Annotated in this window: 20 protein-coding genes; 3 read left to right on the top strand and 17 right to left on the bottom strand. The window is 68.1% G+C overall.

Annotation, left to right across the window (positions count from 1 at the left end; all coding sequences use genetic code 11):
* Positions 1-3 precede the first annotated feature (3 nt).
* Entirely contained in the window at positions 4-351 is a 348-nt protein-coding gene (locus ACIG5A_RS35720) for a hypothetical protein (RefSeq protein ID WP_397248427.1), read from the bottom strand.
* A 17-nt stretch (positions 352-368) separates the two neighbouring features.
* A complete protein-coding gene (locus ACIG5A_RS35715) occupies positions 369-1,613 on the bottom strand; it encodes an ATP/GTP-binding protein (RefSeq protein ID WP_397248425.1) in 1,245 nt (414 codons plus the stop codon).
* Between the two features lie 195 nt (positions 1,614-1,808).
* Between ACIG5A_RS35715 and ACIG5A_RS35710 the strand changes: the two genes are divergently transcribed.
* Entirely contained in the window at positions 1,809-2,177 is a 369-nt protein-coding gene (locus ACIG5A_RS35710) for a hypothetical protein (protein ID WP_397248423.1), read from the top strand.
* A gap of 1 nt (position 2,178) precedes the next feature.
* Here ACIG5A_RS35710 and ACIG5A_RS35705 read toward each other — a convergent pair whose 3' ends face one another.
* From ACIG5A_RS35705 to ACIG5A_RS35665, 9 genes are all read right to left on the bottom strand, one after another.
* Positions 2,179-3,207, bottom strand: a complete 1,029-nt coding sequence (locus ACIG5A_RS35705; protein ID WP_397249425.1) for an S-adenosylmethionine:tRNA ribosyltransferase-isomerase — start codon at positions 3,205-3,207, stop codon at positions 2,179-2,181.
* A gap of 2 nt (positions 3,208-3,209) precedes the next feature.
* Positions 3,210-3,914 carry an SDR family NAD(P)-dependent oxidoreductase gene (locus ACIG5A_RS35700; protein WP_397248421.1) on the bottom strand — a complete coding sequence of 235 codons (705 nt, stop codon included), beginning with the start codon at positions 3,912-3,914 and terminating at the stop codon, positions 3,210-3,212.
* A gap of 107 nt (positions 3,915-4,021) precedes the next feature.
* Positions 4,022-6,175, bottom strand: coding sequence for an NAD-dependent DNA ligase LigA (gene ligA, locus ACIG5A_RS35695; protein ID WP_397249423.1), 2,154 nt, complete (start codon positions 6,173-6,175; stop codon positions 4,022-4,024).
* Positions 6,176-6,264: 89 nt separating this feature from the next.
* Positions 6,265-7,281, bottom strand: a complete 1,017-nt coding sequence (locus tag ACIG5A_RS35690) for a methionine synthase (protein WP_397249421.1) — start codon at positions 7,279-7,281, stop codon at positions 6,265-6,267.
* Between the two features lie 195 nt (positions 7,282-7,476).
* A complete protein-coding gene (mnmA, locus tag ACIG5A_RS35685; protein ID WP_397248419.1) occupies positions 7,477-8,598 on the bottom strand; it encodes a tRNA 2-thiouridine(34) synthase MnmA in 1,122 nt (373 codons plus the stop codon).
* Positions 8,598-9,827 carry a cysteine desulfurase family protein gene (locus tag ACIG5A_RS35680; protein ID WP_397248417.1) on the bottom strand — a complete coding sequence of 410 codons (1,230 nt, stop codon included), beginning with the start codon at positions 9,825-9,827 and terminating at the stop codon, positions 8,598-8,600. Before ACIG5A_RS35680 ends, mnmA begins: the two co-directional genes overlap by 1 nt.
* A gap of 335 nt (positions 9,828-10,162) precedes the next feature.
* On the bottom strand, positions 10,163-11,530 hold the full coding sequence (locus ACIG5A_RS35675) for a sensor histidine kinase (RefSeq protein ID WP_397248415.1): 1,368 nt from the start codon (positions 11,528-11,530) through the stop codon (positions 10,163-10,165).
* A complete protein-coding gene (locus tag ACIG5A_RS35670) occupies positions 11,527-12,210 on the bottom strand; it encodes a response regulator (RefSeq protein ID WP_397248413.1) in 684 nt (227 codons plus the stop codon). The genes ACIG5A_RS35675 and ACIG5A_RS35670 overlap by 4 nt, the downstream gene beginning before the upstream one ends.
* Entirely contained in the window at positions 12,207-12,869 is a 663-nt protein-coding gene (locus tag ACIG5A_RS35665; protein WP_397248411.1) for a hypothetical protein, read from the bottom strand. The genes ACIG5A_RS35670 and ACIG5A_RS35665 overlap by 4 nt, the downstream gene beginning before the upstream one ends.
* Positions 12,870-13,133: 264 nt before the next feature.
* Between ACIG5A_RS35665 and ACIG5A_RS35660 the strand changes: the two genes are divergently transcribed.
* Entirely contained in the window at positions 13,134-14,681 is a 1,548-nt protein-coding gene (locus ACIG5A_RS35660; protein ID WP_397248409.1) for a GMC oxidoreductase, read from the top strand.
* 12 nt (positions 14,682-14,693) lie between these two features.
* On the opposite strand, the gene ACIG5A_RS35655 is transcribed toward ACIG5A_RS35660, so the two are convergent.
* The 3 genes from ACIG5A_RS35655 to ACIG5A_RS35645 all read right to left on the bottom strand — a co-directional run bounded on the left by ACIG5A_RS35655 (position 14,694) and on the right by ACIG5A_RS35645 (position 18,114).
* Positions 14,694-15,713 (bottom strand): lysophospholipid acyltransferase family protein, encoded by a 1,020-nt coding sequence (locus ACIG5A_RS35655; RefSeq protein ID WP_397248406.1) that lies wholly within the window; start codon positions 15,711-15,713, stop codon positions 14,694-14,696.
* Complete coding sequence (locus tag ACIG5A_RS35650) at positions 15,710-16,564, bottom strand: GNAT family N-acetyltransferase (RefSeq protein WP_397249419.1); 855 nt, start codon at positions 16,562-16,564, stop codon at positions 15,710-15,712. Before ACIG5A_RS35650 ends, ACIG5A_RS35655 begins: the two co-directional genes overlap by 4 nt.
* A gap of 257 nt (positions 16,565-16,821) precedes the next feature.
* Positions 16,822-18,114, bottom strand: coding sequence for an NAD(P)/FAD-dependent oxidoreductase (locus ACIG5A_RS35645; protein ID WP_397248403.1), 1,293 nt, complete (start codon positions 18,112-18,114; stop codon positions 16,822-16,824).
* Positions 18,115-18,225: 111 nt separating this feature from the next.
* Between ACIG5A_RS35645 and ACIG5A_RS35640 the strand changes: the two genes are divergently transcribed.
* On the top strand, positions 18,226-19,083 hold the full coding sequence (locus tag ACIG5A_RS35640) for a LysR family transcriptional regulator (protein WP_397248401.1): 858 nt from the start codon (positions 18,226-18,228) through the stop codon (positions 19,081-19,083).
* A 100-nt stretch (positions 19,084-19,183) separates the two neighbouring features.
* On the opposite strand, the gene ACIG5A_RS35635 is transcribed toward ACIG5A_RS35640, so the two are convergent.
* The 3 genes from ACIG5A_RS35635 to ACIG5A_RS35625 are packed head-to-tail and all read right to left on the bottom strand — an operon-like array spanning position 19,184 to position 21,638.
* A complete protein-coding gene (locus ACIG5A_RS35635) occupies positions 19,184-19,945 on the bottom strand; it encodes an ABC transporter permease (RefSeq protein WP_397248399.1) in 762 nt (253 codons plus the stop codon).
* A complete protein-coding gene (locus ACIG5A_RS35630; RefSeq protein WP_397248397.1) occupies positions 19,942-20,967 on the bottom strand; it encodes an ATP-binding cassette domain-containing protein in 1,026 nt (341 codons plus the stop codon). Before ACIG5A_RS35630 ends, ACIG5A_RS35635 begins: the two co-directional genes overlap by 4 nt.
* Positions 20,968-21,023: 56 nt before the next feature.
* On the bottom strand, positions 21,024-21,638 hold the full coding sequence (locus ACIG5A_RS35625; protein WP_397248395.1) for a PadR family transcriptional regulator: 615 nt from the start codon (positions 21,636-21,638) through the stop codon (positions 21,024-21,026).
* Positions 21,639-21,653: the final 15 nt, after the last annotated feature.

The following is a 21,653-nucleotide window of genomic DNA, read 5'->3' as shown; positions in this document are numbered from 1 at the left end:
AGGTCAGGACCCTAGGCCGGGACGCGCGCCCGGCGCGGCGATCTGCCAGCGATCCGGATTGCCCGCCGGGTACACCACCGTGAGGTAGTCGCCGATGGACGGCCACGCGTTCACATCCCAGACGAACCGGCCGTACACGATCTGACCGGGCACACCGGGGCCGGTCAGATTCCCGGTGATGGTGACGTACTGCTCGCCGAGCGCGTCCGGGCGCGGGCTGACCCCGGTGAGGTACAGCGAGCCGGTCTCCGGCTGCCGCGGCGGCGCGCCGCCACCGCGGCCGCGGCGATAGAGCACGATCATCGCGACCAGCGCGGTAACCATGATCACGAGCATTCCGAATTCCAGCATGCCGCCCATGGTATTGCTCAGAGCGAGGCCAGCTCGCTCGCGCCGTGCTCGGTGCGCCGGATCTGCCATACCGCGGTGCGGGTCCGCTGCGAGCGGCCGTTGCCCCGATCGATGAGCCCCCGATTGCCGGTGGTGAAGATCAGCTGCGCGCCACGGGAATTGGTTTCCGGGTTCTGGAACAGCTGGATCAGCCGGTCGGTCGCCTCGGCGGGCAGGTGCGCGCCGATATCGTCGACGGCGAGCACCCGGCCCCCGTCGAGCGCGTCCAGCATGGTGGGCAGCAGACGCAGCACCGACAGCGTCGCGGTGGATTCGTCGGCGATATCGAAGGCGGCATCGATGCCGTCGTGCACCAGGCCGAGGCCGACACCGCGCCGCGCGACCATCCTCGTGTAGAGCGCGTCGCGCGCGGCCCGCAGGTTGGTCAGATCGCGCACGAGCATCACCTCGGTGATCCCGTTCTCGCGCAACAGCTTGTCCGCATGGCTCGGCGAGGACGTGCACAGCTCGGCCTGTTTCGCGGTCTCGGCGATATCGCCGTCCAGTTCGCGCAGATAGTCGGCGTAGAGCGGATCGTGTTCCGGGATCAGCAGATCCGTGATCCCGAGTTCGGCGGTGCGCAGCAGCGTCAACAGCCGTACGGCGTTCTCCGGTGAGCGGGAGATATGACCGCCGACGCGCCGCGCGACCGCGTCCGCGCCCGTCGGGCCGTGCTGCACCTCGAGCATCGACTCGAACCAGCGGTAGGCGGGCACCAGTGCCTCGGCGTACATCTGCCCGGCGAGGCTGAGCAGCAACGCATTCGGGCGCACCAGCGGGATCAGCGCGGTGATCCCGTACCTGGCGGGTTCGAACATCGGCCCGACCTTGAGCTGGTCCCCGGTGCGCTCGAAGATGATTCGCTTGCGCGAATGCGGATGGGTGTAGAGCCATTCGGCCGCCACATCGGCGTTGCCCAGGCGGAAACCATAGGTGAACGGGCAGCCCTCGGCGACGAACTCCGCGACGAATTCCGAAGGGCGGTCCGGGAATCCGAGGTGCGGGGCGCGCACCGGCCCGGCATACGGATCCCACCCGGTGACCGAATGCAGTACCGCGTCCCGCATCTGCCCGAGCGCATCGATCAGGTTCGTCTTGCCCGCCGCCGTCGCACCGTGAATCGCGGTCACCGGCACCGCCACCGGCCCGTTTCCCTTGCTCGACCGCAATTCCTGTCGCTCCGCGAGCGATCTGTGGTTGGTCACCTGAAAACTCCGCAACATCCCGCCATCCTGTCGGGTCACCGGCCATTACGCGACACCGAGGCGCCCGAGCGGTTCAGTGATAGCCGTTTCGCATGAGCCAGAGGCGTTCCACAACAACCGGACAAGTGTTCGCGTGGCGCGCTACCATGCTGGCGCTGCGGCTTGTGTTGAGCCGCTGTTGTCCGAAATCTCTAGAACGATTGGGTGAAAACGATGGAACTGCCGGTTCGTCGTCTCGTGGTCCGAAGCTCCGTCGTCGCCGCTCTCGCCGTGGGGGCGGTGGTCTGTGTCAGCCCCCAGGCGATGGCCGACGGCGAAAGCGGCGGCGCTTGCCCCGATGGGACCGCGCGGATCTTCTTCGGTAACAGCACCAACAGCTGCGTCACCGGCACCACGAGCCACAGCAACTTCATCTCGAAGGTGTGCTCGGTCGGCGACGTCGATGTCACCGTCACCGTGCAGTTGGCGCCGCTGGGGACGCGAGAACGCGAACCTGTCGTCACCGAGCTCTCCACCGGTCACTGCGCGCGGTTCGATCGGTTCGACCAGAAGTCGAGCACGGTCACCGTCAAACCGGCCTGAATCACCGTGGCCTGAGTAACAGGGCGCTGTCACCGAATTCGTGCCACAGGTAGCCGGTGTCCAGCGCCGCGCGGTACGCGGCATCGACGGTTTCCGCACCCGCCACCGCGACGAGCAGGTCGAGGTGTGAGGCGCCCGGTGCGTGCCAGCCGGTGATCAGGCCGTCGGCCACGCGGGCCGGACGGTCCGCGCCGAGCACGAGTTCGGTCCAGCCCACGGCCGAGTGCACTCGGCCGGTCGGGTCGGCGGCGGATTCGAGCGCCCTGGTCACCGTGGTGCCCACCGCGATCACCCGGCCGCCCGCGGCCCTGGTGTCGTTCACCAGTCGCGCGGTCGACGCGGGGACGGCGTAGCGCTCCGGGCTCGGTGGCTCACCCGTCTCCGGTGAGGAAACGCCCGTATGCAGGGTGATCGGTGCGATCGTCACGCCCGAGGTCACCAGGTCCAGCACCAGCCGCTGGGTGAACGGCCTTGCCGCGCTAGGCATTTCCGCACTGCCGGGGATGCGGCCGAAGACAGTCGTGTAGTAGTCCGCCGACCAGCGTTGCGGCACATAGGAATAGGTGATCGGACGACCGTGCACGGCGAGCAGCGCGCGCGGATCGGTGGCGATGTCCGCGATCCAGAGCCGGCGAGCGGGTGGCAGCCAGGGCTCGCGCAGTGTCGCCGTCCCACCGTCAGGAAGCTGGATCGTGGTGCCTCCCAACAGTTCCCGATCGGCGAACGGCACGCGATCGACGGAGCGGACCTCGACGATCCAGCGGCCGCCGTCGAGCCAGGTCGAGAAGTGCAGACCCACCGCGCGATCGTCGAGTAGCGCATCGACGGCCGCGGGTAAGGTCGCCGAATTGTTCACCACCACGAGATCACCGGCGCGCAGCTGGTCGGGCAGTTCCCGGAATACCGCGTGTGTCAGGCGATCTCCCGCGACGAGCAGGCGCACCCCGTCACGGGCCAGCCCACGCGCCTCGGGCGGTGCGGTGGCGTTCAGTCGCGCGGGCAGCTCGAAGGCGCGCCGCGGAATCAGCATCGTCACCGGCGCACCGCCCCCGTCGCGAAGTCGGCCGCGGTGTAGCGGCCCGGCTTCGGTCGCGACTCGACCAGCCGAAGCAGCGCGGGCACAACGGTTTCCGGCTCGGGACGATCGGAGATGTCGTCGCCGGGGAAGGCCGCCTGATGCATTTCGGTGCGCATATCGCCCGGATCGAACGCGTAGATCGGCACATCAGGATGCTCGGCGGCCAGTATCGCGGTGAGCTGATCGAGTGCCGCCTTGGACGAACCGTAGCCGCCCCATTCGGGATACGGCTCGACCGCGGCGTCGGAGCTGACGTTCACCGCCACTCCGTGACCGGCCCGCAGCAGCGGCAGCGTGAACTGCAGCACCGCGAGCGGGGCGACCACATTCGTCCGGTAGACCTGCTCGAGCTCACCGAGCGGATAGTCGGCGAGCTTGGGTAGCGGACTCGGTCCGAGCCTGCTCGCGTTGTTCACCACCAAGCCGAGTCCCGTTGCACCGGAGACGATCTCGGCCAGTTCCTCGCGATGCCCCGGATCGGTGATGTCGCCGGGCAGCGCGCGGAATCGCTCGCCGAGCTCCTCGTGCACCAGGTCGAGTCGGTCGGCACGGCGGGCGGTGCCGATCACCCGCCAGCCACGACCGATCAGGGTGCGGGTGAGCGCGAGGCCGAGCCCTGCGGAAGCACCGGTGATCAGGGCCGTCGAACGGTCAGTCATGACAAACCTCCTGGTAATCGCTACCAGTCGATCGTCATACCTGAAGCGCTGTTCGGGTCAAGGACCGTTCGCCGTCGGCGGACACTCCGTGCCGCACAACCGTTCCGCTACTCCTCGGCCGCGGCGTCCCCGGCGGCCGCCTCGGGGGTGACCGCCTCCGGTCCACCCTCGAGCAGCAACCGGAAGCCGTCCTCGTCGAGGATCGGCACGCCGAGCTCCTCCGCCTTCGCCGCCTTGGATCCAGGCGCCTCGCCGATCACCACGAACGCCGTCTTCTTCGAGACCGAGCTCGCCGCCTTACCGCCGCGCACCAGGATCGCCTCCTTGGCGCCGTCGCGGGTGAAGGTCTGCAGCGAGCCGGTCACCACGATCGACAGGCCCTGGAGATTGCGCTCGATGGATTCGTCGCGCTCGTCCTCCATCCGCACGCCCGCCGCGCGCCACTTGTCGACGATCGCCCGATGCCAGTCGACGGTGAACCATTCCGCGAGCGCGGCCGCGATGGTCGGCCCGACACCGTCCGCCGCGCCGAGCTCCTCGGCCGACGCGGCCTCGATCCGGTCCATACTGCCGAATTCGGCGGCGACCGCCCTGGCCGCGGTGGGCCCGACGTGCCGGATGGACAGGCCGACCAGCACCCGCCACAGCGGCCGATCCTTGGCGGTCTGCAGATTCTTCAGCAGCCGTTCGCCGTTCGCGGACAGGCTGCCGTCCATGTTGGCGTACAGCGAGGTGGTGAGCAGCCGCGCCTCGTCCAGGTCGAACAGATCGCCCTCATCGGTGATCGCGCCCGATTTGAACAGATCCATCGCGCCCTCGTAGCCGAGCGCCTCGATATCGAAGGCGCCGCGCCCCGCGATGTGGAAGACCCGCTCGCGCAGCTGCGCCGGGCAGAACCGCTGATTCGGGCAGCGGATGTCGGCGTCGTCCTCCTTCTGCGGCGCGAGCGTGGTGCCGCACTCGGGGCATTCGGTCGGCATCACGAATTCGCGTTCGGCGCCGGTGCGCGCGTCCACCACGGGACCGAGTACCTCGGGAATCACGTCACCCGCCTTGCGGATGGTGACGGTGTCGCCGATCAGCACGCCCTTGCGCTGCACCTCGGAGGCATTGTGCAGGGTGGCCCGCGCGACCGTCGACCCCGCGATGGAGACCGGCTCCATCACCGCGAACGGCGTGACGCGGCCGGTGCGCCCGACGTTCACCTCGATGCCGAGCAGCTTGGTCGTCGCCTCCTCCGGCGGGTACTTGTAGGCGATCGCCCAGCGCGGCGCGCGCGAGGTGGATCCGAGCCTGCGCTGCAGCGACATCTCGTCGACCTTGATCACCTGGCCGTCGATCTCGTGCTCAATGTCGTGGCGGTGCTCGCCCCAGTAGGCGACGCGCTCGATCACCGCGTCGATGCCGTGTACCCGCCTGGTGTGCTCGGACACCGGCAGTCCCCACGCCGCGAGCGCGCGGTAGGCCTCGTGCATCGACGCCGACGTGTAGCCCTCGATGCGGCCGAAGCCGTGACAGATCATCCGCAGCCTGCGCCGCGCGGTGACCGAGGGATCCTTCTGCCGCAGCGATCCGGCCGCGGTATTGCGCGGATTCGCGTACGGCGGTTTACCTTCCGCGACGATGGCGGCGTTGAGCGTCTCGAAATCCTCGAGCCGGAAGTACACCTCGCCGCGCACTTCCAGCACATCCGGAATGGGAAATTCGGCGCTCGGGGTGAGTTCGCCGGGGATGTCATCAATGGTGCGCGCGTTGAGCGTGACGTCCTCACCGGTGCGCCCGTCGCCGCGGGTGGCGCCGCGCACCAGCTTGCCCTTCTCGTAGACGAGGTTCAGCGCGACGCCGTCGATCTTCACCTCGCACAGGTAGTGCAGGTTCGACCCGGCCTCGGCCTCCACCCGGCTCGCCCAGGTGCGCAGCTCGTCGTAGTCGAAGACATTGTCCAGCGACAGCATCCGCTCGAGATGGTCGACCGCGGTGAAGTCGGTCGCGAACCCGCCGCCGACCAGCTGGGTCGGCGAATCCGGCGTCCGCAGATCCGGATGCGCCTCCTCCATCGCCTGCAACCGGCGCAGCAGCGCGTCGAACTCACCATCGGACACGATCGGCGCGTCGCGCACGTAGTAGCGGAACTGATGCTCGCGCACCTCGTCCGCCAACTGCTGCCACTGCACCCGCTGCTCCGCCGTCGCTTCGGAGGGAGCCGATCGGTCTTCCACGCTGTCACTCACAAAACGCACATTAGCCCAGCCCACCGACATCCCGACGGCACGTTCGCGCACGTCGCGAACTCGCATCCGGCGTCACCGTCGGATGGCATGCCCCGTTGGGGTAGCCAGCTCGAAGCCGGTCAGTCGAAGGTGAGGGATTCGGGTTCTTCGGCGAAGGCTCGTGCGGTTTCCACGGCGAGTTCCAAGGCGCGGCGGGACCATTTCGCCGAGGCGGTGGCGAGGCCGCAGGCAGGGGTCACGATGATGTGGGAGCGCAAGGTCTTTCGGGGGAAACCGAGGCGATCGATGAGGCGGACGCCGGGTTCGGCGATGTCGCGCCAGGTCGTGGGGGTGGATGGGGCTGTCGTGGGAATCAGGCCGAGTGCCAGGTGTTTTCCGGCGTCCAGGGATTCGCCGATGGCGTCGAGGTCGCGGGTGCCGATGGTCGCCACGTCGAAGCCGAGTGCGGCGGCGGCGCTGGTGCGCAGAAAGCGCAGTGCGGGGGGTTCGGCGCAGCTGTGGACCAGGACCGGAACGGATTGGGCGGTGATCACGGCGTCCAGGACGGCAAGCGCCTCGGGTTCGGGCATGGCGCGCACGGTGTTCAGGACGCTGACGCCGCGCAGCGAGCCGTCGAGTACCGCGGTGAGCGACGGCTCGTCCAGTTGCAGAACGACTTCCGCGCCGAGGCGCTTGCGCACCTCGGCCACGTGCTGGGCGAGACCCTCGGCCAGCGACTCCGAAAGATCGCGTACCGCACCGGGATCGGTGAGGACGCGGTGCCCGCCGGGCAGCTCCACCTGGGCGGCCAGTGTCAGCGGGCCCGCTGCCTGCACCTTGACCGTGCGGCCCGATTCCGCGTAACCGGCTGTCTCCCATGCCTCTTCGAGCGCGTCGAGATCGGTGCGCAGCAGATCACGAGCCCGCCGCGACACCGCGCCCGGCCGAGGGGCGAGCCGGTATCCGCGAGTGGTGGTGTCGAAACGCATGTCGACCAGCAACGCCGACACACGACCGACCATATCGGCCCCTGCTCCGCGACCCGGTAGCTCCACCAGGTGCGGCAGGTCACCGAGTTCACCGACGATGGTCGCCGCCGACTCCCGCGGGTCGGCACCGGGCCACGAGCCGACCCCCGTCGCGATGCCACCGCGCAGCCCCGCCGGACGGCGTTCCTCGACGGCATCTCCTGCGCCGGTTCCGGTTTCGCTCACCACGTCCTACTCATGCCGATGTCGTCCGCCGTACCGCTGATCGCGGACGGTTCATGCGCGCGCCGGGTTCGCACCGTACGCGACGGGCGTCGGCGATCCGTAGCCGCCGACAAGCGCTGCCCGGTTCGGCAGTGCGAACTACCGCACCGCGCTCGCGTCGGTCTCGCTGCCGAGCGCGCTGTTCTCGCGCCCGGTACCGGTGATGGTGCCACTGCCGATGACCTCGTCGCCCGTGGCGTCGGGCCGGTAGACCACCACGGCCTGCCCGCGCGCGACACCGGTGAGCGGTTCGCGCAGCCGGACGACGAGCCCGCCGTCGACCGCCTCGGCGATCGCGGGCGCGGTGCCGCCGTGCGCACGCACCTGCGCCACGCATTCGACCGGTCCCTCCGGCGCGCTGCCCGAGGTCCAGACGGCGCGCTCGGCCTCGACCATCCACACATGCAGATCCTCGGCCGAGCCGACCCGCACGGTCCCGGAATCGGGATCGATATCGGTGACGTAGCGCGGCTTGCCGTCGGCGGCCGGACCCGGCAGGCCGAGACCCTTGCGCTGACCGATGGTGAACCCGTGCACACCGTCGTGCTTCGCCAGTTCCTGGCCGTCGGCATCGACGACGGCGCCCGGCCGGATACCGATCTTGGCGCCGAGGAATGCCCTGGTGTCGCCGGACGGGATGAAGCAGATGTCGTGGCTGTCCGGCTTGTTCGCCACGGCGAGCCCGCGCTCGGCGGCCTCCTCGCGGATCCGCGGCTTCGGGGTGTCACCGACCGGGAACATGGCCCGCGACAACTGGTCCGCGGTGAGCACCGCGAGCACGTAGGACTGATCCTTGTCCGCGTCGACCGCGCGGCGCAGCACGCCGTCCGCCAGTCGCGCGTAATGCCCGGTGACCACGGCGTCGAAGCCGAGCGCCACCGCGCGATCGGCCAGCGCCGAGAACTTGATCTTCTCGTTGCAGCGCAGACACGGATTGGGCGTCTCGCCCGCCGCGTAGGCCGCGACGAAGTCGTCGATCACGTCTTCCTTGAAGCGGTCGGCGAAGTCCCAGACGTAGAACGGGATGCCGAGCACATCCGCGGCGCGCCTGGCATCGCCCGCGTCCTCCTTGGAGCAGCAGCCGCGCGATCCGGTCCGCAGGGTGCCGGGCGACGCCGACAGTGCCAGATGCACGCCGACCACCTCATGCCCCGCGTCGACGGCACGCGCCGCCGCCACCGCCGAATCGACACCACCGCTCATCGCGGCGAGAACTCGCATCAGACACCTCCCTTAGCACCGGCCATACCCGCGGCCCTGGCCCGCTCCACCACCTGGGGCAGCACACCGAGCAGCGCGGCGACGTCGGCGCGGGTCGACGTGTGCCCCAATGAGAATCGCAGTGATCCGCGCGCCTGCCACGGCTCGACGCCCATGGCGATCAGCACATGGCTCGGCGAGGCCACCCCGGCATTGCAGGCCGACCCGGTCGAGCATTCGATCCCGGCCGCGTCGAGCAGCATCAACAGCGAATCGCCTTCGCAGCCAGGGAAAGTGAAGTGGACGTTGCCGGCCAGCCGCCGGTCGCCGGCCGGGCCGTTGAGCACCGCATCCGGCACCGAATCGCGTACACCGTCGATCAGTTCATCCCGCAGCCGGGCCAATTCCACGGTGCGCGTGGACATTTCGACCGCAGTCTGATGCAGCGCGGTGGCCAGCCCGAGCGCGGCCGCGGTATCGGAGGTGCCGGAACGCAGATCGCGCTCGTGCCCGCCGCCGTGCAGCAGCGGTACGCACGGCACCTGCCTGCCGAGCAGCAACACGCCGATGCCGTGCGGCCCGCCGACCTTGTGCCCGGCGAAACTCGCGGCGGACAGCCCGCTGGCGGCGAAATCGATCGGCAGCTGCGCGGCGGCCTGGATCGCGTCGCTGTGCATCGGCACATCGAATTCCCTTGCCACGGCGGCAAGTTCGTTGATCGGCTGGATGGTGCCGACCTCGTTGTTGGCCCACATGATGGTGACAAGCGCGACCTCGTCGACATGGTCGGCCAGCGCGGCACGCAGCACCCGCGGCGAGACGACGCCCTCGGCGTCGACCGGCAGCCAGGTCACCTGTGCGCCCTCGTGCTGCTCCAGCCACTCCACCGCGTCGATGACCGCGTGATGTTCGATCGAACTGGCGATGATCCTGGTCCGGCGCGGCTCGGCGTCGCGGCGCGCCCAGTAGATCCCCTTGACCGCCAGATTGTCGCTCTCGGTCCCGCCGGAGGTGAAGATGACCTCCGATGGCCTCGCGCCCAGATCGGCGGCGATCGATTCGCGCGCCTCCTCCAGCGTCCTGCGCGCGACCCGCCCCGATCCGTGCAGCGAGGACGCGTTCCCCGCCTGCCACAGGGCAGCCGTCATCGCCTCGATGGCAGCGGGCAACATCGGTGTGGTCGCCGCATGATCGAGGTAGACCGTCTGGGGCACCGCACCGCTGACCGCACCCGAAAAAGCCGACTTCATGACCGCCAAAGCCTATCCCACCGCTGACCTGCGCATCTTTGGGGTCTCCCCCCTGGTTTCCACGATTCTGCTTACGACTCCCAACCCGCCGACCCCCTTCCGATATTCCCGCACCCCGAGGCGCGATCCCGAGGACCGCTCCGAAGCCGCCGACGATCCAGCCGAGCCCTGCCTCGATCCCCGACAGCTACCGCATCGAGCCATCGCCGGAACCGCTGTCGCGTTCCTCGGCTCCGGCCAGCTGAAATCCTGCCGTTGGTCATATTCCCAGGCCGCGCAGTCTGTTTCGTGGAAATGTCCCGGTTCTGTCGCAGCGCCGCCGTGATTCGGCCGGTTCAGCGCATCGGCAGGTCGACGGAGAACACCGTGCGTCCTGCGTCGCGCCGATAGGTCAGATCACCGCCGAGCAGCTGAGCGTTCTCCTTGGCGATGGCCAGGCCGAGCCCGGCTCCCCCGGTGCGCGTTCGTGATTCGGAGACCTTGTACATCCGCTCGAAGACCCGGTCGACATGTTCGGCCGGGATGCCGTCGCCGGCATCGCCGACCTCGATCCGCGCCGCGGCATCGGCACGCCGGACCGCGACGGAGACGGGCGGCCTGCCATGGCGCAGCGCGTTGCCGACCAGGTTCGACACGATGGCCTCGATGCGGCGCGGATCGCTGCCGACGAATCGCCGCGCGCCCGGCTCGACGACGACGGTCACCTGATCGGACCAGCCGCGCAGCCGCAGCGTGCGGTCGATCAGCTCGACCAGGTCGACGGTCTCGGACAACAGCACCGCACGGCCGCTGTCGCGCTGCGACATCTCCAGCAGGTCCTCCACCAACCGGGCCAGATCATCGATCCCGGCGCCGATGAGGCGCGCCGCCGTCCCGGCATCACCGTCGCGGTCCGCGAGCTCCTCGGCGAGTACCTCGGCGGCGGGTACCAGGGCCGCCAGCGGACTGCGCAGCTCGTGCGCGACATCGCTGACGAAGCGTCTGGCGCGTTCGTCCTGTTCGACCAGGCCGCGGATGGTTTCCCGCTGGCGCCGCACCATATCGTTGAATGTCGTTGTGACATCGCGAAGTTCGGCGATATCGGTGCTCGGCAGCAGGACGTCGCCGTCCGGGACGCGGCGGGCGGCGGCGGCGATGCGGCGGATCGGCCGAACGAGCGATGCGGTCAGCGCGAAGCCGAGCACCCCGCCGAGCGCGGCCGAACCGAGAACCGACAGCGCGATGATCCAGGCGAGTTGCCGCTGCTTCTCCGGTACCCCGGCCAGATTTCGCACGGCATAGACCGTGATGTGGCCGCCGGGCGCTGCCTGGCGGCCGGGCGCGGCGTAGCCGACGGCCACTCGCTGCCCCGGCAGGCGTTCGAAAAGGTAGAGCCCGGACGAGTGATCGAGCTTGCCGCGCAGTCCGGGCGAGATGTCATCGATGCGCGCATCACCCTGCCGGACGACGAGGCCGTCCACCGTGACGGTGTACTCCGCGGGCAGCTCGGCGAGATCGGTGGCATGCCCGCTCTCGAACAGGTCCCGAATGTTGCGATGGAATTCGGCGAATACCGCCTCCTGCGCGCTTTCGTACGCCCAGCTGCGCGCCTTCACGGCGAGCGCACCGCCGGTCGCGATGGCCGTCACGCAGGCGACCGAGATCGTCGCGGCGAGAATCCGGCCGCGCAGGCTGGCCAGCAGGATTCGGGGCGACCAGGTCACGGAATCGCCCGGAAGCGGTAACCGAAGCCGCGCACCGTCTCGATATGACTGTCGGCGCCGTCGCCGTCGATCTTGCCGCGCAGCCGCTGAACGGCATTGTCGACGAGCCGGGAATCGCCCAGAAAGTCCTGGTTCCAGGCTAATTCGAGTAGCTGCTCGCGGCTCAGCACCTGGCCGGAATGGTCGGACAGCGCGAAAAGCAGGCGCTTCTCCGTCGGGCTCAGGTTCAGCGCGACGCCGTCGCGCGTCACCTCCGCGGCGCGGCGGTCGACCCGGAGTCCGCTGCCGATTGTCGCGAGTGGATCGGGCACGACGACCGGAGCTGGCGCTTGCCTGCGCAGCACCGCCTTGATCCTGGCATCGAGCACCCGCGGGCTGACCGGTTTGACCACATAGTCGTCGGCTCCGGCTTCGAGTCCGGCAACGGTATCGATATCGTCGGATCGGGCGGTGAGCATGATGATCGGTATCGAGCTGTGCCTGCGAATGGTGCGGCACACGGCGAATCCATCATCGCCGGGGAGGCCGACGTCCAGGATGACGGCATCCGCGTCCGCCACCCGTTCCGGCAGATCGGCCGAGGCCTGCGGCATGTGGTCGACGCGGTACCCGAGACGCGCCAGCGACATACTCAGCGCCTCGACGATCTGCGGATCGTCCTCCACCAGCAGCAGGTTCACGTCAGCATCATCTCCCGTGTCTTCCGCGCGTCGCGGCGGCGATATTCCGTCGCCGCGGACAGCGATCGGGCTCGAACATCGCCGAAAACCAGCGCCGCGCCGATCATCGATATCGCCCCCGCGAGCAGCAGCGCACCGAGCACATCGCTCGGCCGATGCCACTGCAGGGCGACCACCGCGACGGATACGCAACCGACGCCGAACATCGCCGCGACACCGGTCCACCAGCGTGCCGCCCGCGGCACGGCCACCACGAATGCGCAGCCTATCGCAGCGAACGCGGCGGCAGTGTTCGACGGAAACGAGTTGATCCCGGCGCCGACCCCCAGCGAGGGCCGAACAAGTGCGCTCTTCAGCAGCACGGCGGAGGCGATCGTGCCGATCACCACGAGCCCGGCGTACCCGGCGTGGCGAAGCGAACGACGCCACCAGAGCACGAGCACCAGCATCGCACTGGCCACCGCGAGCACGGGAGTTTGAATCTCCGCGAGGATTCCCCGGTTCGGCACATCGTTGCCGAACCAGGACGACACCAGCCGCATCGAGCCGTCGTCGATCAACTGGCCTCGATAGGTGGACACACCAGCGTGGTAGGTCGCGACGGCAAGCAGCAAGAGCACCATCCCGCACATGAAGCGGGCCAAGGGACGAGTAGTCATACCGCCACTGTCGCCGCGCGAACTCGCACGGTCGTCACACCTTCGTCCCGGATGATCACCAGTTCTGTCGCAGGGCATCGGAAGGTTTCCCAAAACTGACACACCAGCACTTCAAACGATATATAACAGGTTCTCATCGGAGTCTCGGTGAGGAGCCACACAATGCGTGGATTCGCTTATGAAAATGCTGGAAGAAGCCAATATTGTGGCGCAATCCCCCGGCGCCGACTACTAGCTGCAACAGGTGTCATTATCGGGGGCGCAATGCTCTCGCGCCACCTACCGGCTCAGGCCGTGCCGATCAAACAACTCGCCGATGGCGACAAGGTCCCCGCCCTGGTCATCGGCAGCGGCTACGGCGGTGCGGTGGCGGCGCTGCGACTGGCGCAGGCCGGTATCGACGTGGCCGTCGTCGAAATGGGTATGTCCTGGTCCACGCCCGGATCGGACGGGAAGATCTTCTGCACCATGTTGAAACCGGACGGCCGGTCCTATTGGCTGCGCACCCGCACCGATCAGCCCATCAATCATTTCGCCGGCGGCGACTACAACAAAGACATCCAGAAGTACACCGGCGTACTGGATTCCGAACAGTTCAGCGGCATCAAGATTTACCAGGGCCGCGGTGTCGGCGGCGGTTCGCTGGTCAACGGCGGGATGGCGGTGACGCCCAAGCCGGAGAACTTCGCGAGCATCCTGCCGACGGTCGACGCGGGCGAAATGTATGCCACCTACTACCCTCGGGCCACTGCCGCGCTCGGCGTCAACCAGCTCGATCAGAGCTGGTTCGACGGAGCCGAGTGCTACAAGTACGCCCGAGTCGGGCGCAAGCACGCCGAACGTTCCGGATTCGCTTGGGCTTTCGTGCCCAACGTCTACGACTTCGAGTACATGAAGAAGGAACAGGCCAACCAGGCCACCCGCTCGGCGCTGGCCTCGGAGGTCATCTACGGCAACAACTACGGCAAGAGGTCGGTGGACAAGACCTACCTGGCCGAGGCCGTCGCCACCGGCAGAGTCGGCATCACAGCCATGCACAAGGTCACCGCGGTGGCGCCCGCCGCGGACGGCTACCGGGTGGAGATGAACCAGCTCGACACCGGCGGCAAGATCGTGGCGACCAAAGCCGTTGTGGCGCAACGTGTCTTCTTCGCCGCGGGGAGCGTGGGCACCAGCAAGCTACTGGTGGCCATGAAGGCGCAGGGCAAACTGCCCGACCTGCCGGACACCGTCGGCGCCAACTGGGGCAACAACGGCAATGTCATGGTCGCCCGCGCCAATCACGTGTGGGACGACACCGGCAGCCTGCAGTCCTGTATTCCGTGCCTCGGCATCGACAATTGGGCCGACACCGCCGGTCCGGTCTTCGCGGAGGTCTCGCCCATTCCGGCCGGGCTGGAGACCTTCATCAGCCTGTACCTGGCCATCACCAAGAATCCCAATCGCGGCAAGTTCAGCTTCAACTCCGGCACCGGCGCCGTGGACCTGAACTGGCAGACCGCATGGAACCAGCCGAGTATCGATGCGGCCAAGCGGGTCTTCGACAAGATCAACCGCAAGGAGGGCACCATTTACCGCACCGACCTGTTCGGGCTCTACAAGACCTGGGGCGACGACTTCGCCTACCACCCGCTCGGCGGTTGCGTACTCGATCAGTCGACCGACAACTTCGGGCGGCTCACCGCCTACAAGGGCCTGTACGTCATCGATGGGTCGCTGATTCCCGGCAGCACCACGGTGAATCCGTTCGTCACCATCACCGCGCTCGCCGAACGCAATATCGAGCGAATAGTTGCCGACGATCTGAGGTAGCCGGACCCGTTCCTAGGTCACCACTTCGCCTCGGGTGACCTCGTGGCGGTTGTCCCGGCCACGGAACGTCGGGCGCAGCCTTCTCCGTTGCGGGCGAACGACTTCCGGCGCGTCGGTGACAGCCGCCTCTGGGTCTTGAACTCGGGTGGTGCCCGCTTCGATCCACAGGCCGTGGCGCGACAATTCGGTGCCTCGGACGGCGCGCTCGCAGCGGCGGGCCAGCTCGCGGCGGTCGTCGCCCGGCTGTTCCAGTGGTTCGAGGACGATCTCGGCGACCATGCCGCGCGAGCGCAACACGCGCCCAGCGGAACTCGCGAAAGTATCGATACCGACGAAACCGGGGACCGTGCACTGGGTTTCGTGCCGGTCGAGGTAGCGCAGGCGGACCGGCTGCACCGGGGTCGCCGTGTCCACGGCGGCCTGGAACAGGGCGGGGCGCATCGTGCCGTAGGCGCGGCCGCACCAGGTGGTGCCCTCGGGGAATACCGCGATCCGATCCCCCGCCGCCAGGCGCGCGCCGAGTTGCGCTACCACGGTGGGCAATTCGCGCAAGCGCTCGCGGTCGATGGGGATGACCCGCATCAGCTTCGCCAGCCCGCCGAGCAGCGGCCAGTCCAGCATGTCCGCCCGCGCGACGAAGCCGAGCGGCTGCACGGCGGCGAGGGCGACGATATCGGTCCAGCCGATATGACCGGTGACCACCATGACGCCCTGTCCGGGCTCGCCGTAGCGCACGTCGGCGGTATCGACGGCCGCGGGCGTCCGATTGTCCACGATGCGCAGCCGAATGCCGAGGCAGTTCAACAGCGTTCGCGCATAGCCCCGCCGCAGGCGCTCGCGCGCGCCGGGCGGCGTGACCACGTTGACCACCGGAAAGCTGATGAGCAGTCCGACCACGCCGGCGACCCGGGCGAGCACCCGGCCGGTCCCGACCTCATCGATCCCTTCGATACAGCCGGGCCCACAGGGGCTCGACGGCATCCATGCGTGCGTGGCCTGGGCGGGCGGCGCGTCGAACACCACTGACCTCACCGTCCTCCGTCGAACGACGCGGCAGCGTCCTGTAATCGGTTCAGGTAGCGGGTGTTGATGGTGTCGAGGCCGAGCAGTGCGACGAAATCGGCGACCGCGAAATCGGGATCGTGCGCGGGCTCACCGCAGATCTCCGCGCCCAGTCGCAGGTACCCGCGCAACAGGGGCGGCAGCTTGGGCCGCGGCGGCGGTGTCATCTCGTCGAGCGTCTTGCCGTCGACGATCACCGGGTTGTACGGGTGCACACGGCGTTCCGGATCACAGCCGTGCCTGCCGAGCAGCATGTCCCGCACGCCGCGCACGTTCACACCGGCCGGGTCGGTAGGGCTGTCCCGCATGGGCACCGACACGCAGCCCATCACCCATTCGTAGCCGGTGAGCTGAATGTAGTGCAGGATGCCCGCCCACATCAGCGTCAGCACCGAGCCGTTGCGATGATCGGGCACCACGCACGCGCGGCCCATCTCGACGATCCGGTGGCCTTCCGGATCCAGTTGCGCCAGATCGAATTCCGTGGCGGTGTAGTAGCCGCCCGCGGCATTCACCTTGTCCGGCGGCAGCATTCGGTAGCAGCCGACGAAGTCCTCGGTCAGATCGTCGCGGACGAGCAGGTGGTCGCAGTGCTCGTCGAAGTGGTCGGCGTCGAGGCCGGTGCCGTTGTCGGGAATGTGGAAGCCGGGCTCGTTGGCGAAGACGCCGTAGCGCAGCCGCTGTGCCGCGGTGCGATGGTCGGCATCGGACGAGACAACGAGCGAATAGCGAGACCGCTCCACCCCGGAGTCCGTCGGTCGAGCCGGCGAGGTCAACACGGACGTGATCGGCCCACCCGTCGCCCGACCACCGCCCCTCATGGAATCGCTGAGCGATGCTGTCATACCTGTAATGAACCCAGCCCGACACTGCGCCGGAGCGACCTCGAAGTGTCGCCCCGATGCCGCTTAAGTGAACGAGACGACGATCACACCGACCGTTCACCGATCGGTCGCACCCCGTTCGCGCCAGCGCAGCCGCATCGCGCCTTTTGCCTGCTGACAAGGCATTTTCCGGCCGAAGACACGTCATGGCCCCGCGCAGCGAACCTGCGCGAGGCCTTGATATGCGGCAGCGATCAAGCGGCCTTGCGTTCGGATACGGCGGTCAGCGTCGGCGCGGCCTCGACCTCGTCGAATCCGGGACGGCCGGTGCCGATGAAGGCGACGAGCCAGGAGGCGACCGCCGCGAAGCGGTTGCGGAAGCCGACCAGGTACAGCAGGTGCACCGCGAGCCACATGGCCCAGGCGATCACGCCGCGGAAGGTGATGCGGTCGGTCAGCTTCACCACCGCGCTGAACCGGCTGATCACCGCCATGCTGCCCTTGTCCCAGTACTTGAACGGGGTGCCGGGCTGCTTCTTGCGGCGGATGATGTCGGCGGCGTGCCTGCCCTCCTGCATGGCGACCGGCGACTGGCCGGGGTAGCCGTTGAGCGAGGTCATATCGCCGATGGCGTAGATATCGGCGTGCCCGCCGACGGTCAGGTCCGGGTTGATGAGCAGGCGCCCGGCGCGATCGGTCTCGACTCCGGTGGCCTCGGCCAGGATCTCGGCGAATCCGCCCGCGGCGACACCCGCCGACCAGACCACGGTCTCGGCCGGAATCTGCTGCTGCACACCGTCTTTGTCCTTGACGGTGACCACACCGGTTTCGATGTCGGTCACGAAGGTGCCGAGCAGCACCTCGACGCCGCTGCGGGTCAACGACTTCTTCGCGTATTCCGAGAGCCCACCGCCGAACGGCGGAAGCACCTCACCGGCGCCCTCCACGAGGGTGACCGAAACCTCCTGGTGGAAGTGCCTTTTCGCGAGTTCCTTCAGCTGGCCCGCGACCTCGACGCCGGTCGCGCCCGCGCCGACCACCACGAAGCTGAGCAGCTTGCGCGCGGTCTCGGCGTCCGCCTCGGCAGCCTCGGCGAAGACCCGTTCGATCTGCGCCCGAAGCACTTTGGCGTCGTCGATGGTCTTGAGCGAGTAGGTCTTCTCGGCGAAATCGTCACGGCCGAAGTAGGACTGGCTTGCGCCGGTGGCGGCGATGAGCGAGCCGTAGCGGATCCGGCGCGGGCCGTCCTCGGTCTCGTAGGTCAGGACCGCCTTGTCGGCGTCCACGCCGACCACCTTGCCGAGGCGGACATCGGCTTCCTTGTGCCTGCGCAGCACCGACGCGATCGGCGGCGCGATCTCCCCCGATTCCAGCACACCGGTCGCAACCTGGTACAACAGCGGCTGGAAAAGATGTTCCGGCGTGCTGGAGATCAGCACGTAGTTGATCCCCGACTTGGCGAGCTGCTTCGCGGCAGCGAGCCCACCGAACCCCGATCCAACGATGACAACTTCCGCGGTTTCGATCCCCGCATCTGCGTACTGCATGACAGCCTCCTTCTCTCATTACGAACCGTAATTCGAAGGGCAGATATTTCACGAGCCAGGGCGCATAATTCAGAAGACTCTTATCTCGATCCGTCATGAATGCGAGGCGCTGTGGAACTTCGGCAGCTCACCTACTTCGTCGCGGTCTGCGAGGAGCTGAGCTTCAGCGGCGCGGCAGCCCGCTGTTTCATCTCGCAGTCGGCGATCAGCCACCAGATCTCCAGGTTGGAGCGCGACCTCGGCGTGCAGCTCTTCGAGCGTTCGACGCGCTCGGTCGTGCCGACCGACGCGACCACACGGCTACTTCCCCTTGCGAAACAGATGCTCAGCCTGGAGTCCGCGATCCGCGCGGCGGTGCGGATCACGGGGCCGCGCGTGCGCCTGACCGCGAACATGTCCTTCGCGACCCGCTCGCTGTCCGCGATCGCGAGTACCCGCGCGGCGCATCAGGGCGCGGAGATCGAGTTCGTCATCAAACCGTTCCGCCAGCGCATCGCCGCGGTGGCCGACGGCGACTGCGATCTCGCGCTGATCCGCGGCAGCGTCGACCAGCCCGGCCTGACCGTCGAGAAACTCTGGGTGGAGGACCTCGTCATCGCCACCTCGGCCGGGCATCCGCTGGCCACCCGTGACGTGGTGACGCTCACCGATCTCAGCAAGTACCCGCTGCTGCTGCCGCCGGAGCAGGAGCAGGTGTTGCTGCACACCATCATTCGATCGGCGTTCGCCGAGAAGCCGATGGGGCCGACCTACGGTCCGCCGATCCCGCCGGACCACACCGCGAGCATGGAGCTGATCAACCGCCCCGACGCGTGGACCGTCCTGTACGCCGACAGCTCCACCGAGGGCCTCGTCGTGCTGAAGCTGGCCGAACACCCGCTGCGCATCCCGGTGTCCGCGGTGCTGCGCAGCGATGTCCGCCGCTCCCCGATCCTCGCCACGCTGCTCGCCAGCCTGCATCGCGGCTGAGCAGCGCATGCCATTGCCGCTCAGCCGTTCTCGCGCCTGAGCGGCACAGCGGTCGGGGCTCAGCTGTTCTGGCATCCTGGCACGGGTATGCCGTTGCCACTCAGGCGTTTTCGCGGGCAAAGCTGCGCGCGCCGAGGTACATCAGCGCCAGCGCGACCAGCACGGTGAGCGTGGTGCCGAGGTAGACGTCCGAGGTCGCGAACTCGCCGCGGAACATCGCGCGGGCCGCATCGACGGTGTGCGAGAACGGATTCGCCTTCGCGATGTTCTGCAACCAGCTCGGCCCGACCGTCATCGGCAGCAGGATGCCGGACAGCAGCATCAGCGGTAGCGCGGCGCTGTTGAGCACCGAGGCGAGCACGTCCTCGGCGCGCGCCCACAGCCCGAGTGCGTAGGACGCCGCGGCCAGCCCTGCCGACATCACCGCGATCAGCAGCACCGAGGCCACCAAACCCAGTGCGTCGGGCCGCAATCCGAAGGCGAGCGCGGCGACACCGACCAGCACGAGCGCCTGTGCGACGAGCACGACCATGTCCTTGAGCACCCGGCCGAGCAGGAGCGCGCCCCGGCTTGCCGGGGTGACCCGCTGCCGTTCGACCACGCCGAAACGCAGTTCGGACACGATGGAGAAGCCCGAGTACAGCGCGCCGAACAGCCCGGTCTGGATGACCAGCGCGGGAGTGAGCACCTTCCACGGATCGGCGCCGGGCCCGAACGCCGACGCGACGCCCTTCACCAGCGGACCGAACAGCACCAGATACAGGATCGGCTGGGACAGACCGATGATCACCCACACCGGGTTGCGCACGTTGGACCGCAGCTGCGACCAGAAGATCAGGCCGGTATCGCGGAAGAACCTCATGATGCCCGCGCTCCTTCCCGCAGCGAGCGCCCCGTGATGGTCAGGAAGACATCGTCGAGGCTCGGTCGTTTGACGGTGAGCGCGCCCGGCGCGAGGCCGCGCTCGTCCAGCGCGCGCAGCAGCGGAACCACCGCTGCGTCACCGCGCTCGACGGTGAGGTGCACCAGGGTCATCCCGGTGTGCGTGTCGTCGACACCGTCGGCGGAGACCAGCGAACGCACCTCGAGCACCTCGCGGGCCACCTCGATCGCGAGATCGGCACTGGCGTCGTCGATTTCGAGGCTGACGACATCGCCGGAGATGCGCCGCTTGAGTTCGTCCGGCGAGCCGTCGGCGACGATGCCGCCGTGATCCATGACCAGCAGCCGGTCACACAGCGCGTCGGCCTCTTCCAGATAGTGGGTGGTGAGCACCACGGTGGTGCCGCGTTCGCGCAGCCGCCGGATGTGCTCCCACAGGTTGGCCCTGCTCTGCGGGTCGAGCCCGGTGGTCGGCTCGTCCAGGTAGATCAGTCGCGGCCCGTGCACCAGGCCGAGCGCGATGTCGACCCGCCGGCGCTGGCCGCCGGAGAGCTGACCGCATTTGCGTCCGCCGAGTCCGGCCAGGTCGAGCGCGACGAGCAGTTCCTCGGCATTGGCTCTGGCCTGCGCCTTGGACAAGCCGAAAAGCCTTGCCTGTAGCACCAATTCGTCGAGCACCAGTTCGTTCTCATTGGTCGTACCGCCCTGCGCGACATAGCCGATCCGCGCGCGCACGATGCGCGGTTCGGCACGCAGGTCGGCGCCCGCGATGGTCGCCTCGCCCGAGGTCGGCGCGATCAGGGTGCTCAACATCCGCAACGTCGTGGTCTTGCCCGCGCCGTTGGGGCCGAGCAGGCCGAGGATCTCGCCGTCGTGCACGTCGAAGTCGACACCGGTGACCGCCGCGACGGGACCGGTCTTGGTAGTGAATGTTCGCGCCAGCCCACGCACTTCGATCATCGGGGCGCCTGCGCGGTCGCGAACGGAGTCGATCGTTTCCACACCGCTTACGGTAGAAACGTCGACCTTAATAGTCAAGCTTTACTATTCAGGATTGATCAGATCGTCATCGAGCCGCCGTCGAGGCGCTGCCAGTCGGTCCACACATCCAGTTCGCCCTTTTCGATGCGCTCCAACGTCTTTCGCGTCCAGGTGAGATCGGCCCTGACGTGATCGGCGGTCAACCGGATCGCGTCGGCGACATGGTGCGGTTCGGACTCCGCCGGGTCACCACTGCCCGCGAGAATGCGCTCCTGCTCACGGTCATAGAAGACGAGTTCGGCCTCGAACTTCAGAATCCGCCCCCGCAACGCCGCGATCACTTCTTCGCGCGGCAGATGCGGCAGCAGTGCGATCGCCGCCGAGTAGGGGTTCTTCGGCTGCTCGGTCCACCAGATCGCCTCGCGCAGCATGTCGCCGAAGACCTTCTCCCCCTCCTTCGTCAGCCGATAGGTGGTCCGCTCCGGCCGCGCCCCCTCCTGCGTCACACCCTCCACCGCGACCAGCCCGTCGCGCTGCATGGTGTTCAGCGCGCCGTAGATCGAACCGGGTTTCACATTGGCCCAATCGTCCGCATGCCACGAAAGCAGTTCGCGCCGAACGTCGTAACCATGCACCGGTTGCAGCAGCCGCACCACCGCGAGCACCAGCATCCGAGTCGTAGGAACAGCCATATCCGCAGGTTATCC

Origin of the sequence: Nocardia sp. NPDC052566 (genome assembly GCF_044547285.1) — a bacterium.
Lineage (GTDB): Bacteria > Actinomycetota > Actinomycetes > Mycobacteriales > Mycobacteriaceae > Nocardia.
The sequence above is the reverse complement of the archived record's forward strand: the minus strand, read 5'-3'. Positions and strand labels throughout refer to the sequence as shown.

Excerpts from the sequence above, each read along its gene's own strand:
- ACIG5A_RS35720 (WP_397248427.1), bottom strand. The coding sequence starts at position 351 with ATGCTGGAATTCGGAATGCTCGTGATCATGGTTACCGCGCTGGTCGCG.
- ACIG5A_RS35715 (WP_397248425.1), bottom strand. The coding sequence starts at position 1,613 with ATGTTGCGGAGTTTTCAGGTGACCAACCACAGATCGCTCGCGGAGCGA.
- ACIG5A_RS35710 (WP_397248423.1), top strand. The coding sequence starts at position 1,809 with ATGGAACTGCCGGTTCGTCGTCTCGTGGTCCGAAGCTCCGTCGTCGCC.
- ACIG5A_RS35705 (WP_397249425.1), bottom strand. The coding sequence starts at position 3,207 with ATGCTGATTCCGCGGCGCGCCTTCGAGCTGCCCGCGCGACTGAACGCC.
- ACIG5A_RS35700 (WP_397248421.1), bottom strand. The coding sequence starts at position 3,914 with ATGACTGACCGTTCGACGGCCCTGATCACCGGTGCTTCCGCAGGGCTC.
- ligA (WP_397249423.1), bottom strand. The coding sequence starts at position 6,175 with ATGTCGGTGGGCTGGGCTAATGTGCGTTTTGTGAGTGACAGCGTGGAA.
- mnmA (WP_397248419.1), bottom strand. The coding sequence starts at position 8,598 with ATGCGAGTTCTCGCCGCGATGAGCGGTGGTGTCGATTCGGCGGTGGCG.
- ACIG5A_RS35680 (WP_397248417.1), bottom strand. The coding sequence starts at position 9,827 with ATGAAGTCGGCTTTTTCGGGTGCGGTCAGCGGTGCGGTGCCCCAGACG.
- ACIG5A_RS35665 (WP_397248411.1), bottom strand. The coding sequence starts at position 12,869 with ATGACTACTCGTCCCTTGGCCCGCTTCATGTGCGGGATGGTGCTCTTG.
- ACIG5A_RS35660 (WP_397248409.1), top strand. The coding sequence starts at position 13,134 with ATGCTCTCGCGCCACCTACCGGCTCAGGCCGTGCCGATCAAACAACTC.
- ACIG5A_RS35650 (WP_397249419.1), bottom strand. The coding sequence starts at position 16,564 with ATGAGGGGCGGTGGTCGGGCGACGGGTGGGCCGATCACGTCCGTGTTG.
- ACIG5A_RS35645 (WP_397248403.1), bottom strand. The coding sequence starts at position 18,114 with ATGCAGTACGCAGATGCGGGGATCGAAACCGCGGAAGTTGTCATCGTT.
- ACIG5A_RS35635 (WP_397248399.1), bottom strand. The coding sequence starts at position 19,945 with ATGAGGTTCTTCCGCGATACCGGCCTGATCTTCTGGTCGCAGCTGCGG.
- ACIG5A_RS35625 (WP_397248395.1), bottom strand. The coding sequence starts at position 21,638 with ATGGCTGTTCCTACGACTCGGATGCTGGTGCTCGCGGTGGTGCGGCTG.